Annotated in this window: 16 protein-coding genes and 2 riboswitches; of the genes, 14 read left to right on the forward strand and 2 right to left on the reverse strand. The window is 41.5% G+C overall.

Translation table 11 applies throughout. The features are described from left to right. The first annotated feature begins 43 nt into the window (after window positions 1-43). Genes QNN06_RS12925 through QNN06_RS12935 form a run of 3 tightly spaced genes read left to right on the forward strand, consistent with a single transcriptional unit; the run spans window position 44 to window position 3672 of the window. Window positions 44-2374 carry a xanthine dehydrogenase family protein molybdopterin-binding subunit gene (locus QNN06_RS12925; protein WP_213115981.1) on the forward strand — a complete coding sequence of 777 codons (2331 nt, stop codon included), beginning with the start codon at window positions 44-46 and terminating at the stop codon, window positions 2372-2374. Beyond that, window positions 2361-3200 (forward strand): FAD binding domain-containing protein, encoded by an 840-nt coding sequence (locus QNN06_RS12930; RefSeq protein WP_213115980.1) that lies wholly within the window; start codon window positions 2361-2363, stop codon window positions 3198-3200. Before QNN06_RS12925 ends, QNN06_RS12930 begins: the two co-directional genes overlap by 14 nt. Window positions 3201-3216: 16 nt before the next feature. Further along, window positions 3217-3672 (forward strand): (2Fe-2S)-binding protein, encoded by a 456-nt coding sequence (locus tag QNN06_RS12935; RefSeq protein WP_213115979.1) that lies wholly within the window; start codon window positions 3217-3219, stop codon window positions 3670-3672. A 27-nt stretch (window positions 3673-3699) separates the two neighbouring features. On the opposite strand, the gene QNN06_RS12940 is transcribed toward QNN06_RS12935, so the two are convergent. Next, entirely contained in the window at window positions 3700-5763 is a 2064-nt protein-coding gene (locus QNN06_RS12940; protein ID WP_284037684.1) for a peptidoglycan D,D-transpeptidase FtsI family protein, read from the reverse strand. Window positions 5764-6008: 245 nt separating this feature from the next. Here QNN06_RS12940 and QNN06_RS12945 point away from each other — a divergent pair, with 245 nt between their 5' ends. The 6 genes from QNN06_RS12945 to QNN06_RS12970 all read left to right on the forward strand — a co-directional run bounded on the left by QNN06_RS12945 (window position 6009) and on the right by QNN06_RS12970 (window position 11077). Further along, window positions 6009-7541 (forward strand): carboxypeptidase M32, encoded by a 1533-nt coding sequence (locus QNN06_RS12945; RefSeq protein ID WP_284037685.1) that lies wholly within the window; start codon window positions 6009-6011, stop codon window positions 7539-7541. A gap of 291 nt (window positions 7542-7832) precedes the next feature. Beyond that, a complete protein-coding gene (locus QNN06_RS12950; protein ID WP_213115976.1) occupies window positions 7833-8612 on the forward strand; it encodes a TerC family protein in 780 nt (259 codons plus the stop codon). Window positions 8613-8831: 219 nt separating this feature from the next. Then, window positions 8832-9500, forward strand: coding sequence for a CDP-diacylglycerol--serine O-phosphatidyltransferase (gene pssA / locus QNN06_RS12955; RefSeq protein ID WP_249366408.1), 669 nt, complete (start codon window positions 8832-8834; stop codon window positions 9498-9500). A 27-nt stretch (window positions 9501-9527) separates the two neighbouring features. After that, a complete protein-coding gene (locus QNN06_RS12960; RefSeq protein ID WP_284037686.1) occupies window positions 9528-9839 on the forward strand; it encodes an iron-sulfur cluster assembly accessory protein in 312 nt (103 codons plus the stop codon). Between the two features lie 178 nt (window positions 9840-10017). Continuing rightward, window positions 10018-10764: a Cof-type HAD-IIB family hydrolase gene (locus QNN06_RS12965; RefSeq protein ID WP_284037687.1), complete on the forward strand. Its 747-nt coding sequence runs from the start codon at window positions 10018-10020 to the stop codon at window positions 10762-10764. A gap of 112 nt (window positions 10765-10876) precedes the next feature. Next, entirely contained in the window at window positions 10877-11077 is a 201-nt protein-coding gene (locus tag QNN06_RS12970; protein ID WP_213115973.1) for a cold-shock protein, read from the forward strand. Between the two features lie 424 nt (window positions 11078-11501). Here the strand turns inward: QNN06_RS12970 and QNN06_RS12975 are convergent, their stop codons facing one another. Further along, a complete protein-coding gene (locus tag QNN06_RS12975) occupies window positions 11502-12503 on the reverse strand; it encodes a nuclease-related domain-containing protein (protein ID WP_284037688.1) in 1002 nt (333 codons plus the stop codon). Between the two features lie 118 nt (window positions 12504-12621). Between QNN06_RS12975 and QNN06_RS12980 the strand changes: the two genes are divergently transcribed. The 5 genes from QNN06_RS12980 (at window position 12622) to ribH (ending at window position 16872) form a co-directional block, all read left to right on the forward strand. After that, window positions 12622-13461 carry an oxidoreductase gene (locus tag QNN06_RS12980; protein WP_213115971.1) on the forward strand — a complete coding sequence of 280 codons (840 nt, stop codon included), beginning with the start codon at window positions 12622-12624 and terminating at the stop codon, window positions 13459-13461. A 189-nt stretch (window positions 13462-13650) separates the two neighbouring features. Then, a complete protein-coding gene (locus tag QNN06_RS12985) occupies window positions 13651-14118 on the forward strand; it encodes a GyrI-like domain-containing protein (protein ID WP_213115970.1) in 468 nt (155 codons plus the stop codon). 80 nt (window positions 14119-14198) lie between these two features. Then, window positions 14199-14346: riboswitch (FMN riboswitch) on the forward strand. A gap of 149 nt (window positions 14347-14495) precedes the next feature. Beyond that, window positions 14496-15155: a riboflavin synthase gene (gene ribE, locus QNN06_RS12990; RefSeq protein WP_213115969.1), complete on the forward strand. Its 660-nt coding sequence runs from the start codon at window positions 14496-14498 to the stop codon at window positions 15153-15155. 37 nt (window positions 15156-15192) lie between these two features. Then, entirely contained in the window at window positions 15193-16386 is a 1194-nt protein-coding gene (locus QNN06_RS12995) for a bifunctional 3,4-dihydroxy-2-butanone-4-phosphate synthase/GTP cyclohydrolase II (protein WP_213115968.1), read from the forward strand. Between the two features lie 18 nt (window positions 16387-16404). Then, complete coding sequence (ribH, locus tag QNN06_RS13000; RefSeq protein ID WP_213115967.1) at window positions 16405-16872, forward strand: 6,7-dimethyl-8-ribityllumazine synthase; 468 nt, start codon at window positions 16405-16407, stop codon at window positions 16870-16872. Window positions 16873-17000: 128 nt separating this feature from the next. After that, window positions 17001-17193, forward strand: a riboswitch (cobalamin riboswitch).

The following is a 17193-nucleotide window of genomic DNA, read 5'->3' on the forward strand; positions in this document are numbered from 1 at the left end:
GGACACGGAAAAAGAAAGATAGAGAGTTGGGGAGGGACCTGAGTTGGAGGTTGTTGGTAAAAGTGTCATTCGCAAGGAAGCATTCGATAAAGTGACGGGCCGGGCCAGATACACACATGACTATCAAACCAGCGGAATGCTGTCAGCAAAAATGGTCATCAGCCCATATGGCCATGCCAAAATTGTCAGCATTGATACCTCGAAGGCCAGGCAGGTCCCGGGCGTCAGGGCGATTATTGCAGGAAAACGCTATCCGTTAACAGGTGAAGCCATTCGCGACCGGCCGCCAATTGCCGTCGATAAGGTTAGGTATCACGGCGAACCAGTTGCCCTCGTTGTGGCAGATACTCCTGGGCAGGCGAAAACGGCTGCTGATTTGATTCATGTTCAATATGAACCATTGCCTGTCGTTAATTCGCCTACCCAAGCGTTTAGAAGGGATGCGCCCTTGGTCCATGAACGGTTAGGTGAATACAAAAAGGAAGAGGATTCCCATCCAGTGCCTGGGACCAATATTGCCACTCATATCAAAATTCGAAAGGGGAATATGGAGAAGGGGTGGTCGGAAAGCGAGGTTGTGGTGGAGGCGAGTTTCTCATTTGCCCCATCTGATCACGCGGCGATGGAAACGAGGTGTTCGACAGCAGAAATTTTACCTGATGGACAAATTATTATTATGACCTCTTCACAGGCGCCCTTTATGGCAAAACGGTTAATTGCCGATTACTTTGGGGAGGACATGGGGAAAATTATTGTTCATACCCCGTTTGTTGGTGGTGCCTATGGCGGGAAGGCATCTGTACAGCTTGAGGTGCTTGCCTACATTGCCTCAAAGGAAGTCGGCGGAAAACCAGTTAAGCTTTTAAATACAAGAGAAGAAGATATACTTACATCCCCGTGCCATATCGGCCTAGATGCCACTGTAAAATTGGGCGCTGACCGCAACGGGAAACTTAAGGCTGCCGAGATTCAATACTTATGGGATGGGGGCGCATATTCCGATAAAGCGATTGATGTAACGAGGTCTGGGGCGGTAGATTGTACCGGGCCCTATAAGCTTGAAAATGTCTGGTGCGATTCCTATTGTATGTATACAAACCACCCCTATGCTGCACCATTCAGGGGCTTCAGCCATTCAGAGCTTTCCTTTGCAATCGAGCGGACCATGGATATCCTCGCCGGGAAATTAAACATGGATCCGCTGGAGCTCAGGCATATTAACGCCATACAGCCAGGGGATACAACGCCGACAAGGGTTCTTTTGAATCGAAGCAATATCGGGGACCTGAGAAAATGTATTGAGAAATTAAGAGAACTGTTCAATTGGAATGAAGGACCCGTAAAAGAAATAAATGAGCGGTATGTAAGAGTAAAAGGGATAAGCTGCAGCTGGAAAACATCAACGATAGACCCTGATGCACCTTCGGGGGTAATTTTGACGTTTAACCGCGACGGGAGCATCAATTTGATGTCGGGTGTGATTGAAATTGGCACTGGGACGAAAACAGTTCTCGCGCAGATTCTTGCTGAACGGTTGAAAATGGATGTTGACAAAATTCATGTGCGGATGGAGGTGGATACGCAGACAACACCTGAACATTGGAAAACGGTGGCCAGCCGTGGTACCTATATGGGCGGCCGGGCGGTACTCGAGGCGGCAGAAGATGTTATTCGTCAGTTAACAGAGATCGCAGCCTGCGTGTTAAGGGCGCCGATCCAAGATTTAGAGGTGGGCGGAAGCCGGGTATATTTACGCGATGATCCTGCGATCGGACTGCATTTCAAAGATATTGGCTACGGCTATCAGTATCCAAATGGGAACGCCATTGGCGGGCAAATTATTGGCAAGGGCAATATTGTATTAAGGCATCTTAGCCATTTAGATCCTGAGACCGGCGCCGGAAAACCAGGGCCGGAATGGACGCCTGCGGCTTATGGTGTTGAAATTGAATTTGACCGCCGGGATTATACCTACAGACTGGTTAAGGCCTGTACGGTTGTCGATATAGGGAAAGTAATGAATGAGAAAGCAGCCCTCGGCCAGGTAATGGGAGCGATGAGCATGGGACTCGCTTTTGCCGGCAGAGAAACCTTTTATTTTGATGAGCTTGGCAGAGTTCTAAATCCTCAGTTGCGTACGTATCGACCCCTTCGCTACGGCGAAAACCCTGAGTTTTTAGTTGGCTTTGTAGAAACTCCTGCCCTTGATTCCGCATACGGTGCCCGTGGTGTCGGGGAGCATGGGCTGATGGGGATGCCAGGAGCACTCGGAAATGCATTGTCACTGGCGGCGGGAGTATCCTTTCACCACTTGCCGCTCATTCCAGAATTAGTATGGAAGGCAAAGGAGGCAGCAAGAAATGCTTCCATTTGATTTTGATTATTACAGGCCGCAATCGCTCAGTGAAGCTGTTGAATTATACCAATACGTAGCACAGCAAGGAAAGAAGCCGATGTTTTTTTCCGGTGGAACTGAGCTGATTACACTTGGAAGAATTGATTTGGCTCATGCCGATGCTGTTATTGATATTAAGGGGATAGCAGAAGGTAGAGTTATGGAGATGGATGGGGAATACTTGGTTTTAGGAAGTACCCTGTCTTTAACAAATATCGAAGAGGCAAACCCTTTCCCGCTCTTAACAAAGACCTCTAGTGAAATTGCCGATCACACCGCCCGCGGAAAAATAACAGTGGGAGGTAATATATGCGGACAAATTTTTTATCGGGAGGCTGTACTGCCGTTTTTATTATCAGATAGCCAGGTAGTTCTTGTTGGTCCTAAAGGTGTGAAAACCGCCTTTATTCATGATGTTTTTAACCAGGAACTTCAGTTGGAAAAAGGAGAATTTCTCGTTCAATTAGCCACTGAAAGAAGGTTTGTTGAGGCACCTTCTATCAGCATAAAACGGCGTCAACAGTGGGACACAGGCTATCCGCTGATTACCATTGCGGCTCTCAAAATCGATAGGGAAATCCGCGTCGCCATTAGCGGACTCTGCCCGTTTCCATTCCGTTCGAGGGAAGTGGAGGAAGTATTAAACAGGCAGGGAGTGACGGGAGAAGCAAGAGTTGAAAGAGCACTTACTGTTTTGCCTCGGCCCATTTTAAATGATATTGAAGGGTCCACTGAATACCGCCTATTTGTATTAAAAAATTTGTTTATTGATGTCCTTCGATCTTTGGATGGAATGACAGTGTAAAAGGGGGAAGCATTTAATGAGCCTGCACACTTTTCCATTGAATGTTAATGGAGATAAGCGGATGGTGACCGCCAGATTTGCGGACACCCTTTTATTTGTACTGCGCGGAAGACTTGGACTGACAGGCGCTAAACCAGGCTGTTTAAATGGTGATTGTGGGGCATGTTCGGTAAATGTGGATGGCTGGCCGATGAAATCATGCTTGATGCTGGCTGTTGAGGCCATTGGAAAAGAGGTAACGACAATTGAAGGGTTAAAGGATACACCTATCCAAAAAGCCTTTGTCGAAAATTTTGCCTTTCAATGCGGATATTGTACACCAGGCTTTATCATGAACTGCCATGCGCTAATTAAACAGCATCCAGATGCGGGTGATGATACGATCAAGGAATGGCTTGAATCAAATATTTGTCGGTGCACCGGTTATGCTGAAATTGAGAAGGCAGTAAAAAGTGTATTGGAGAAAAAATAAGAGGGTGCTTAAGGGCACCCTCTACCCTTATCGGTTTTTCAATTGGAAGTAGGCATCCAAAACCCTTCGGCCAATTTTTAAATTAGCCTTGTTATCATCATCTCCTTGAAACGCCCATGGAACTACAACAGCCATCGCCACCTCAGGATTAGTACTTGGAGCGTAGCTGACAAGACTTAGATTCATAACTGATGGAGGAATCTCTCCAAAGCGGCTTCTTAATGGCCCATCATAAAAGGCTTCCGCAGTACCGGTTTTTCCGGCAGGTGCATAAGGAGCACCTTCGAAAAATTTAAAAGCCGTACCACCCGGTTCTTGCATGACTTTGCGAAAGCCCGTCTGTACTCGGTTCAACCACTCCTTTTTAGCATCAATTGTATTTAAAACGACAGGAGAAATTTCCTGTGCCACGGAACCCAGCACCTCCGTTCCCGAAGCAGGCCGGCGAATTTCCTTCACGACATGTGGTTGCATCCGATAGCCGCCATTTGCGATGGTCGAAACATATTGGGCAAGCTGCATAGCTGAGTAGGTATCATACTGCCCGATGACCAGATCGAGCAAATACCCTGGAAGCCTGCTCATTCCTTTAAATCCAGTTTGCTCATTTGGCAAATCAATACCCGTTCTTGTCCCAAGACCAAATGAAGCGAAGGAGTTTCTGATGGTTTCAAACGCTTGCAGATTTTTTAGATTTAATGGTTTATCGTATTCATAATGCGCGTTTCCAATTCTTAACGCTGTATGAAACATATAAACGTTCGAGGACTTTTTTAACGCCTCAATTTCATTTAATCTGCCTAAATAGGCATAAGACTTTTTAAGCGGAGTGTCTTTAATTTTAATTCCGGCATCATCAAATACTGTTCCCGGTGAAATCGCTCCCGTTTTATATCCGGTTAAGACAGTTGCCCCTTTCACCGTGGATCCGACATTATATGTAGTTGTAAACGTGCCAAGGGCATCATCCTCCATAGCTTTTCTCCCAGAAGAATCCTTGACGATTTTTTTTCCTGACATGGCCAATATTTCTCCTGTAAAGGGGTCCATTAAAACAACATAAGCCCTGTCAGTTAAGGCAGTACCCGGCATTTTTTTGGCAGCCCAGAGTTCTTCTTCGATAATCTGGTCAATCGCTTTTTGCAGGTCCATGTCAATGGTTAAGACAAGGTCTTTCCCTTTTTGGCCGTCTGAAACAGGCTGCGATTCAATGACCCTTCCGGCTTTATCGGTTACATTTTTTACTTTTGTTTTATATCCCCTTAGTACTTCCTCATACTGCAGTTCCAGTTGGCTTTTGCCAACCCGGTCATTGCGGCTGTATCCTCTTGCTAAAAAATAATCCAATTGATCGGCCGGGAGTCCTTCATCTGAATTGGTCACCTTGCCAAGGACAGACCTAAGAGTGTATTCATAAGGGTAGGACCGCTCCCAATCGGTGGTCGTATCTACACCAGGAAGGGACTCAAGATTTTCGCTGACCACTGCGTATTCCTCATCACTGACATTTTCATTTTTAACAAGCTGTGAAGTGAATTTATACCCGCTCGTAAATTCTCGGAATATGGCGGCTGCTTCTAGTTCCTCTTCGGATAAATTCATATCCGCGTCAGTTATGCGTTCCAGTTTTAATTTATATAAATCCTGATCCGTTAATTTTTTTGCTGCAAACAATTCCTTTTCTTTTCTGGTGATTTTTGCTTCTGCTTGCATTGGATTTTTTATAATCCAATAATCCTTTTTATTTTTGTCCGTTAGCTTATCTGTTTTTTTATCGATTAGTTTTCCTAATTTCTCAGCTGTTTCAAGCATTTCTGTTAGGGTAAATCCTTCGTTGCTGAAGGTAATGGCGCTTTTAGGGATATTATCCACAATAACTCGGTCATTGCGGTCAAACATTTTTCCTCTTGGGACAGGGTTACTGACTGTAATTCCTTCTTTCCGTTCCAAATCCCTCTTGAAATTTTCTCCATAGACAATCTGAACAAAGCCAAGCCTTAGGATAAGGATGGAAAATAATAAAAACACACTGAAAAAAAGGAAATTTAAACGAAAGGGAAAGTGGGATTTTTTCTTTTTTTCCTTCTCCAATTAGCTTTCACTTCCTTTTTTCTATGAATTGTTAATTAATAAGCTTCGGAAGTATTTAACAATGTTTGTATTTTCCACCCATTTGTAAAATTTATACAGACATAAAAACGAGGAGAAAAGAAATAAAATTCATTTTGAAAGTGCTTTCAAAATTTTTCCCTAATGACCAGTTATCCATTATAATAAATAGGGATGAACTAGCAGCTTTTTCATCCATTGGAAAATAGATACAGGGAGGGGCTAATATGGAACAGAAGGTATTGGAGCCGAAGTTACAAGAGTCATTGGAGAAATTTAAGGCATTAGATGAAAAAATAACGCATTACTCAAGTATTATCGGTTTGGCTGACTGGGACCAGAAGGTGATGGCGCCGAAAAAAGGGAGACACGTTTTTGCAAAGGCAGCCGGCACATTAAGGACAGAGGTCTTTAAATTATCGGTTTCTCCGGAAATGGGTGAACTGCTTACTACTTTAACACTTCCTGCGAATTCTGCAGTCTTAGATGAAGCAACAAAAGCGAAGGTAAGAGAATATAAGACTTTTTATGAAAAATCCAAAAGCATTCCCGCTGACATGTTCCAGGACTATTCCGTGCTGACAGGACAGGCAAATGATGCCTGGGAGGAGGCAAGAGCAAATAACGATTTTGAGCGTTTCCTACCGTATCTGGAAAAGATTGTGGAGTATAAGCGAAAGTTCGCTGAAATCTATGGCTATGAGGACCATCCATATGATGCTTTGCTAGATGAATTTGAACCTGGTTTAACCGTAAAAATACTGGATCCGCTGTTTGCAAAGCTAAGAGAATCCAGTGTACGGTTATTAAATCGGATTCAAAAAAATGGTAAAGGAACAAAGTCGGAAATTTTCAGCCAGGCTTTTGAAGTTGAAAAGCAGAAAAAATTTAATCGCTATATCCTGCCAATCATTGGTTTTGATATGGAGGCCGGAAGATTGGATGAGACTGTACATCCGTTTGCACAAACAGTGAATATCGGGGACGTACGTTTGACAACACGTTATTTGGAGCAAAATGTGCGCTCTGCTTTATTTGGCACGATCCACGAAGCGGGTCATGGCATTTACGAACAGCATATTAATCCGAAATATGAGGAATCTGTACTTCAAAGCGGTGCCTCGTTTGGGATTCATGAATCTCAATCAAGATTTTTAGAAAACATGGTCGGCCGTAGTAAAGAATTTTGGAATTATTTCTATCCAAAGCTTAAGGAAACATTCCCAGGGCAGCTTGCAAATGTGTCTGTTGATGAGTTTTATCGGGCGGTTAACACAGTTGAGCCATCGTTCATCCGTGTTGAGGCAGATGAACTGACCTATAATTTGCATATTATGGTCCGCTATGAAATCGAAAAGGCTCTAATCGCTGGTGAAATCGAAGCAAAGGATCTCCCAGTCATTTGGAATCAAAAGATGCAGGATTACCTGGGAGTAACTCCGAGTACCGATACAGTGGGAGTTCTCCAAGATGTGCACTGGTCTTTTGGGGGCATTGGTTATTTCCCATCTTATTCGTTAGGGAACCTTTATGCTGCGCAAATTCTCAAGAAGATTCAAAATGATTTGCCAGAATTTTATCAACTTATTGAAAATGGCCGGTTCGATTGTCTGCAAGACTGGTTAAAGGCAAATATTCATCAATATGGGAAGCTTTATACACCGAATGAATTAATTGTCAAGGTAACAGGAGAAGAATTAAATGCTGATTACCTGGTGGATTACCTTGAGAAAAAATACTCCGAAGTTTACGAACTGTAAAAACTTTACCAATCGTAAAAACTAATGTTGACATCTTTTTAAAAGTTTAATAAAGTATAAGTAATAAAATATTTCCTTTTTAAAGGGGAGTAGCTGCTACAATAAAGTCGTCATTCCGAGAATTTATTCTCCGGCTTTATTGGCAACCTGGACGTTGTTAGCAAGACCTTTACTTTACTGTAAAGGTCTTTTTATATGCTTTTTTAGGCCTTTACTGTATTCGGTAAAGGCCTTTTTATTTGGCAAAAGGGTATTTTGTGAACCAAAACCTTTTAAAGGAGGAATTGTATAGTGGATTTATCTCTATTGTTGGAGTACGGCTGGGTTTTAATTATTTTGGTGGCATTAGAAGGTTTACTAGCGGCGGATAATGCTTTGGTATTGGCGATTATGGTAAAACATCTCCCAGAGGAAGAACGAAAAAAGGCATTATTTTACGGGTTGGCTGGTGCATTTATCTTCCGTTTTGCTTCTCTTTTTGCCATTTCCTTCCTAGTGGATGTATGGCAGGTTCAAGCCATTGGTGCCCTTTATTTATTATTTATGGCCGGCAATCACATTTTCCGTAAAGTAGTAAAAAGAAAAGCTGAAGGAAAAGAGAAAAAGGAAATAGGTAAAAAAAGTGGGTTTTGGACCACCGTGTTTAAGGTGGAATTGGCGGATATTGCTTTTGCTGTTGATTCTATTCTTGCAGCTGTTGCCATGGCTGTCGTTCTTCCCAATACGCCGCTTCCGAATATTGGCGGACTAGATGGAGGAAAGTTCTTGGTCATCTTCGCCGGCGGAATTATCGGTCTAGTGATTATGCGTTTTGCAGCTAATATGTTTGTTAAGCTTCTCGAAAGACGCCCAGGCCTTGAAATTGCCGCATTTGCGATTGTTGGCTGGGTGGGTGTAAAACTGGCAGTCTATACACTTTCCCATCCTGAACTAGCAATATTAAATGAAGATTTTGCCCACTCAACCGAGTGGAAGGTAAGTTTTTACCTTGTTTTAGTTGGAATTGCAGGAGCCGGATGGCTCTTCTCAAAGGATAAAGTATTAAAAACGTCAGAAAAAGAAGTATCATAATGAAATCATAAAAAGGGGGGCTGTTTCAATACGGAACAGCCTCTTCTATGTTTTTGAAATTAATTTTGTTAAAATATGTTATGATATAATATTGACATAGTAACGTAACCTAACAGATATTATTAAGAGAGGAATGATTTTGAATAAAAGGGTATTAATTTAATCCTTTTTATTGTTTAAATTGGAGTGATACATATTATTAGAAACAGTATTCCAAATTTGTTTACGCTTTTTAATTTATTTTTTGGCTTTTTGTCGGTCATGTATTCGGCCCAGGGGGATTATAAGAATGCGGCCATTCTGATCTTAATCGGGATGATGCTCGATAGCATGGACGGACGGATCGCCAGAATACTGCGTGTGGAAAGTGAGCTGGGGAAGGAGCTTGATTCACTCGCTGACATCGTTACCTTTGGTGTTGCACCTGCGATGATGGCTTATTACTCCTACTTTTCTACATATGGCATCGTGGGCATGGCGATTTCAGGTTTGTTTCCATTATTCGGAGCTTATCGATTAGCCCGCTTCAACATAAATGCGGTGAAATCTTCATTAAAGTATTTTACGGGTGTACCCATCACGGCTGGGGGCGGGGTGTTAACGCTGTTAACGCTGTTTCACGGCAAAATGCCATCAATTGTTCTGCCTATCGCCTTTTTTGTGATTTGTTTCTTAATGGTAAGCACCGTTAAAATCCCAAGCCTGAAGGACGTTCCCCTGCCCAAATACGGAATTATTGTCACTGCTTTTTTAGGCTGCGCCATTTATTTATTTTTCAAAAAAGAACAATATCGTTTTCCGTACTTTCTCTATGTCGCCATCCCGCTTTACATCGCGTTTATTTGGTTCCAGCTGGTTAGAGAGAAAAGGAAACGAAATACTCGTTAATCATTTTAGAAAGAGGGCTTAGAAGAAATGAAGGTAAAAGTAAATCGTAGTGCCGCAAAGGAATTGAAAAAAATGCTTGGACAAGAGGAAGCGGAGGGTAAAGTGTTTCGTGTTTATGTTTCCAACATCCACGGCGATCATGCCCATTATGACCTAATGCTTGATACACCAACTGACAAGGACGAAGTGGTAAAATCCGATAAGGATATTGATTTTATTCTGGAAAAGGATAATGAATGGCTGGATGGTGTTTGGATTCAATTTTTCCAAGTACCTAATGAAGAGTGGGTAATTACCAACCCAACCAGAGGCGGCCATCACCATCACCATCATCATTAATCATCACGAGTAATATTAGTTTCTTATTTTCATCTCCCTCCCCGCGGAATATCGCAGGGAGTTTTTTATGGTTACCATAAAAATATTATGTAAATTAAAAAGTCTCCTTCTTTGAAAAGACGTATTCAAAAATGGTAATCTAATGTAATGAGCAGAACAGAAGGGAGAGTAAGAGGAATTGAATAATCATATAGATATTAAATTAATTGCCCTTGATATGGATGGGACCTTATTAAATAATCAGCATGAAATTTCTGTGGCAAACCGTGAGGCGATCAAAGAAGCCCAGGATAAGGGCGTATTTGTTGTTCTAAGTACAGGACGTTCTTTTTTAAATAGTCATAATCATGCCGATTCTCTAAATCTTTCTTCCTTTTTGGTGACGGTAAATGGGAGTGAGATTTGGGATGAAAAACGCGAACTTGTGAGAAGATCGCTTGTAAAATCAGAACAAATTGAATGGATGCTGAAGCTTGCCAATGAGCACAAAGCGACATTTTGGGCAATTAGTACGGAACGAAACTGGCACAATGAAATGCCAGAGGATTTGCATTCGGTTGAGTGGATGAAATTTGGCTTCAATATTCATGATGATGCCGTCCGAGAAATTGTGATTAAAGAGCTAGAAGCTAGAGGTGAATTTGAACTGTCAAATTCCGCCCCATTCAACATAGAGGTTAACGCTTCAGGTATTAACAAAGCGCAAGGATTAAAGCTTGTGTGCGAGCGCCTCGGTATTGAGATGAAAAATGTAATGGCCGTCGGAGACTCCCGTAATGATTTGGCCATGATTAAAGAAGCTGGCATTGGCGTAGCTATGGGAAATGCCCAGGAGATTGTAAAGGAAACGGCTGATTGGGTGACAGCTTCTAATGAAGAAGATGGCGTGGCGAAGGCTATTCACAAATGGGTTTTGGATAAATAAAATTTTTTTACTTGGAATTGGTATATGAGGAATGCATACGGGTAAAAATATATGTGCAAGCATTATTTTGCAAAATTTAGTTATGGGATTATGCTAGGAGGCACCGAAAGAAATGGAACATGGCAAGGTAAAATGGTTTAACAGTGAAAAAGGTTTTGGATTTATCGAAAGAGATGGCGGAGAAGACGTTTTCGTTCATTACTCTGCAATTCAAATCGAGGGTTTCAAAACCTTAGACGAAGGACAAGAAGTTACGTTTGAAATCGAAAACGGCCAGCGTGGGCCGCAAGCGGTAAATGTCCGTAAAGCTTAATAACTGTTAAAAATTAAACAGACTCTTTTATAGGGTCTGTTTTTTTCGTAAAAATAAATTTGGGCCGTTCGTGTATTGATGTCCGAACGGCCTTTTTTGGTTGGTTTTTTTTAAAAGGTAACTAACGGTTGGGAGTGGGCACGGAGTTTTGCTTAAAACTGGGCCAAAATTGCCGCGGAGGTAGCCTGTTCAAAAGCAAAATTACAATTTTTCAGAAAAAATCCCTTGTAGGAATAGGAGAATCATGGAAATACCGTTAATCCAGTAAAATATAGTTACCGTTTTTAAAGTAAGAAAAAGATATCAGCGAATTTTTATGATATATCAGCGGATTTTTGATTTTATCAGCGAATTCTAATGATATATCAGCGGATTTTTAAATATATCAGCGAATTTTCAAATTTATCAGCGAATCATCCAAGTCCTAATTTTTCCTTAAATTTGTTGGCTGAATAAAAGGAATTTCTACAGGAAAATAGACTCTCGCTTTGTTTACACCCACATATTTGAGATTTGCTGAATGAAGTAATCTACGTGCTAAATCTGGCGAAGATATTTGCGCGAACTCCCTAAACTGTTGATTGGTAATAGTCGGCCCATACAATAAAAAATAATCCTGTATAGTGTAAAGATGGGCATCGGGAACAAAGGTATCACAAGTAGGACAATACCAATTTTGGTTTTTCCGTTGTACTGGTAAATGCAAACAATTTGGACAATGGACCCCTGGTAACAAATCACCTTGGACTATATCAAATTTCTTTAGAACGGGCTTTGTTGGAATAGTATTAAGCTTCAACAAAAGCCTGTCTAACTTCCGTAATTCTTTTGGATCAAGTTTCTCTTGTTTATGGAAATTCTCAAATAACTCTATTTTATGAAGAATACTAGGGGATTTGCAGATGTGCTGCATAACCTTTAAGCCATTTCTTCCGACAAAGGAAAGAATGGCATTAGGATTACTGAAAACAACTAAATATTCAAGGGGTAACGTTGGTAAATTGTTTTCTGCTAGCACACTATTAAGGACTCTTTGATGCCTTTCAACTTGAAAGATTGGATAAGGATATGGTATCTCTTCTCCATCTACTTTTTGAATTAATTGTTCTGAATCCGTGTCTATCAAGTTCTTTCCTTTATTATTTTTTACATCTATGATAATTCCGCTTTTTGAGGTTAACAGGAAGGTATCAATTTGGCAGTTGTATTCTCCATCGGGAAGGTTCAAATCGTGGAAAATGTGGTATTCTTTTTCGGGAAGAGAGTGTAGGTAGAAATCAATTGATTGTTCACCCCGGTATCCGGCCCATCGTCCGGCTAATTCATCTGCAATCAGCTGCCATTTTGGATGGGTTTTTCGAAGACGCCTTAGTAGTGCCTCCAAAATGAGAATAATCAGTGGAATAAAGCGTGGTTTTATTATCAATTTCATCACTCCTTTTTAATTTCCCGTTAATTTTTCTAAAAAAGATGAAAATTTCCTGCTGGATTTTGCAGAGATTTGTCAAAATTTTGTTACACTTTTATTTAAGGAGGAGATTAACATGAACGAACCAATTGCCATTGTGACAGGATCCTCAAGCGGATTCGGCCTTTTAACCACTCTGGAACTTGCTCGGTCGGGTTTTCATGTTATAGCGACGATGAGGAATCCCGATAAAAGCGGCGGACTTCTTTCAGAAGCCAAGAAAGAAAACATTGAAGATAAAATATACATCCACCAACTAGACGTTACCTCACAAGATTCAATCAACCAACTCGCCAAACTAACGGAAACTCGAGGCCGTATCGATGTACTCGTCAACAACGCCGGCTACGCTGCTGCCGGGTTTGTCGAGGAGCTCCCGATGGAGGAATACCGCAAACAATTTGAAACAAACGTTTTTGGCGTGATGGCAGTTACAAAAGCCATCTTGCCATATATGCGACAGCAGCGCCATGGAAAAATCATTAACCTTAGCAGCATCAGTGGCGTTGTCGCCTTTCCAGGAATGTCACCATATGTGGCATCAAAGCACGCCCTCGAAGGCTGGAGTGAATGCCTTCGCCTGGAAATGAAGCCATTTGGCGTGGATGTAATCTTGGTAGAGCCTGGTTCGTACAGGACCAGTATTTGGTCTTCAGGAAAACAACTTACCCGCTCCCAACCCGACTCACCGTACTACCGGCTAATGGAAGGTATGGAAAATTACATTCTATCCGGAGAAGAAAAGTTTGGCGACCCACGGGAGGTAGCCCAAAAAATCGCAGTAATAGCCAAAATGCAAAAACCAGCACTACGTTTTCCTATTGGTAAGGGTGTGAAAACGGCTATCCTCATTAAAAATCTTATCCCCTGGAGCCGATGGGAGAGTATTCTATTAAACAAACTACCTAAGAGATAAATTTCAAGAAGTTCTTGTGGAATATTTTTGAAATTAATTCCAACATTTAGAAATAAAGTGTAGCCACCATTTTGGCTGCATTTTTGATTTTTTTAAAATAATAATTTTTGAAAAAGTCGAATTTTTTTGGCAGGAATTTAAGGATATTGTGAGAATATTAGAAATAAGATAGAAAAAAGGGGGGTTAACATGGATATTCAAGTAGTAGAAAAAAATGAAATGAGAGTAGTTGGAATTTCATGGAATGGAAGTTATTCGCAAACTAGCACTATACCCAAGCTATTTACAGAATTTGAACAACGCTTAGAGGAAATTTCCTTTAAGACAGAGGAACCGGTTCTAATTGCCCCGTTTCATAGCCGGGAAACGGAGTTTACCTATTACGTTACAGCACCCGTTGAAAAAATTACAGATATCCCGGAAGGAATGGTTGGCTTTACGATTCCAAGTAAAAATTATGTGGTGACAACCCATAAAGGAAAACCCGAAGAGGTAGAAAATACATATAACCTTTTGTTTACGTGGATGAAAGAATATGGCTATGAGCAAGATCATCAAGCACTAAGTTTAGAGATCTATAAGGAAGAGCACAAAGCGCTAAATGCCAGCGGTGATCTTCATTTTGAAATTTATTTGCCAGTTATGGTGTATAAATAAAGCTCATTTATTTTTTATGAAGCAGTACGGTTTCCTTTACAGATGCACTTCTGTATAATAATATTAAAATAATTTAACAGTAATTCCTTCGGGGCAAGGTGAAAGTCCTTACCGGCGGTGATGAAGCGAATGCTTCTTAGTCCGTGACCCGGTTAACAATTTTGTTAAGCGGTGGATCTGGTGAAATTCCGGAGCCGACAGTTAAAGTCTGGATGGGAGAAGGGAAATAGCAGGATTAAAATTGGAGAAATTTAGCCTTTTTTAAGCCTTAATTTTCTATTGTCTTTAAACAGGCCCTGTAGGTTGTTACCTCAGGGTCTTTTTGCTTTTTAGAAGAATATTTTATCCCTGGAAACCTAATGAAGGGAGAAAGAAGGATGTTTACCGGAATTATTGAAGAGATTGGTACAATTTCGGCTATACAGCGGACTGGTAATTCATTTGTGATGACGATTGAAGCGAAAAAAATCCTTGCCGATGTTCATCTTGGAGACAGTATTGCTGTCAATGGGGTTTGCTTAACTGTCACCTCCTTTACGGGAACCCGCTTTACGGTCGACGTCATGCCGGAAACGGTTAAAGCCTCTAGTTTAAATTCGTTAAAGCGCGGCTCAAAAGTAAATCTTGAGAGAGCAATGGCGGCCGGGGGAAGGTTTGGCGGTCATATTGTTTCGGGGCATATCGATGGCACCGGGGTTATTAAAAGCAAAAATGCGCTTGAAAATGCTGTGTATTATGAAATTGAGGCCGAGCCGGAAATATTGAAATACATCATTTATAAAGGCTCTATAACAGTGGATGGGACAAGCTTAACGGTATTTGGAGTGACCGAAAACTCGTTTACATTATCGTTGATTCCCCATACGATGTCGGAAACCGTGGTCGGTATCAAAGGACAGGGTGAGATTGTAAATTTAGAATGCGATATGATTGGCAAATATGTCGCTCATTTTATGAATAATTTTTCGAACAATCAGAAGCCTAAAGGCCAATCAGGTATTACGGCCCAATTTTTAGAAGCGAATGGATTTTTATAATATTGCATGAAAAAACTGAACAAAGGAGTGATACAGCATGTTTGACAGGATTGAAGAAGCAATCGAAGAATTGAAACAAGGGAAGGTTATCATTGTTTGCGACGATGAGGACAGGGAAAATGAAGGAGATTTCATAGCGCTTGCTGAAAAAACGACTCCTGAGGTTATCAATTTGATGGTAACGCATGGGAGAGGCCTTGTCTGTGTTCCGATTGAGGAAGAATTAGCAAAAAAACTGGATTTAATGCCGATGGTAGCTAACAATACCGACCCGCATGGGACTGCTTTTACAGTCAGCATTGATCATAAAAATGCTACAACGGGTATTTCGGCCTTTGAACGGTCCGCGACAATCATGAATTTAATTAACCCTCAGTCAAAAGCTGCCGATTTTAAACGACCTGGTCATGTTTTTCCGCTTATTGCTAAAAAAGGCGGCGTCCTTAGAAGAACAGGTCACACAGAAGCAGCAGTAGATCTTGCAAAACTATCTGGAGCCAAGCCAGCTGGCGTCATTTGTGAAATCATGAATGAAGACGGGACGATGGCCCGGGTACCGCAGCTTAGAAAAATCGCCGATAAGCTGGGCCTGAAAATGATTACGATCAAAGATCTGATTGAATATCGAAATCAGAAGGATAAATTGGTAAAGCGGGAAGTTGAAATCAAGCTGCCGACTGAATATGGCGATTTTAAAGCAATCGGGTATTCAAATATGGTAGACGACAAAGAGCATGTTGCTCTCATTAAAGGTGAAATTGACCCGGAAAAGCCAATTCTGGTCAGGGTTCATTCGGAATGCTTAACGGGTGATGTTTTTGGATCTTACCGCTGTGACTGCGGTCCGCAGCTCCACGCCGCCCTGATGCAGATTGAACAAGCCGGCAATGGTGTGCTGTTGTATATGCGCCAGGAAGGCAGAGGCATTGGCCTCCTTAACAAAATGAAGGCCTATCAGCTTCAGGAACAAGGCTACGATACGGTAGAAGCAAATGAAAAACTTGGCTTTAAGCCTGATTTAAGGGATTACGGAATTGGTGCACAAATTTTAAGAGATCTTGGCATCAGAAAAATGATGTTATTAACGAATAATCCGCGTAAAATTAAGGGCCTCAAGGGCTATGACCTGGAAGTCGTCGAGCGGGTACCGCTGCAAATGGAAATGAGACCCGAAAACGAAAGCTATTTAAAAACCAAACATGATAAATTAGGTCATCTGCTTCATTATTAAAAATACGGAGGAATAGAAATGGGACATATTTTTGAAGGAAACTTAGTTGGTACAGGACTGAAAGTCGGAATCGTAGTTGGACGTTTTAATGAATTTATTACAAGCAAATTATTGTCTGGCGCACAGGATGCTTTAAAGCGCCATGGAGTGAATGAGGCTGATGTGGATGTCGCGTGGGTTCCAGGCGCATTTGAGATTCCATTAATCGCTAAAAAAATGGCTGACAGCAAAAAATATGATGCAGTTATCACACTTGGTACAGTTATCCGCGGTTCCACACCACATTTTGATTTCGTGTGTAATGAAGTGGCAAAGGGAGTATCCCGCATCACGCTTGACACTGGCATTCCGGTTATTTTTGGGGTATTAACCACAGATTCAATCGAGCAGGCAATCGAGCGGGCTGGTACAAAAGCAGGCAACAAAGGCTGGGAAGCTGCTTCTGGCGCCATCGAAATGGCAAACCTAACAAGAAATTTTGAATAATAGCAAGCCTAGGGGGCACCTTTTTTAGGGTTGCTCCCTGCTTGTTTAATTCAGTAAAAAAATGAAAGCAAAAACAAAAACATGTACAAATGAACCAGACTTTTACTATAATAATAACAGCATAAAAAAATAATCTTTAAAAAACAGGTGCTAAAGTCTTAACACAAGACTCTTAGCTTAATAGGGAAGTTGGTTAAAAGCCAACGCGGTCCCGCCACTGTAAATGGGAGCAACCTATACGATGTCACTGTCGCAAAAGATGGGAAGACATAGGAAGCAATGACCATGAGCCAGGAAACCTGCCTGCTTTTAAACACAATT

The organism is Neobacillus sp. 114 (assembly GCF_030127045.1).
Lineage (GTDB): Bacteria > Bacillota > Bacilli > Bacillales > Cytobacillaceae > Neobacillus > Neobacillus rhizophilus.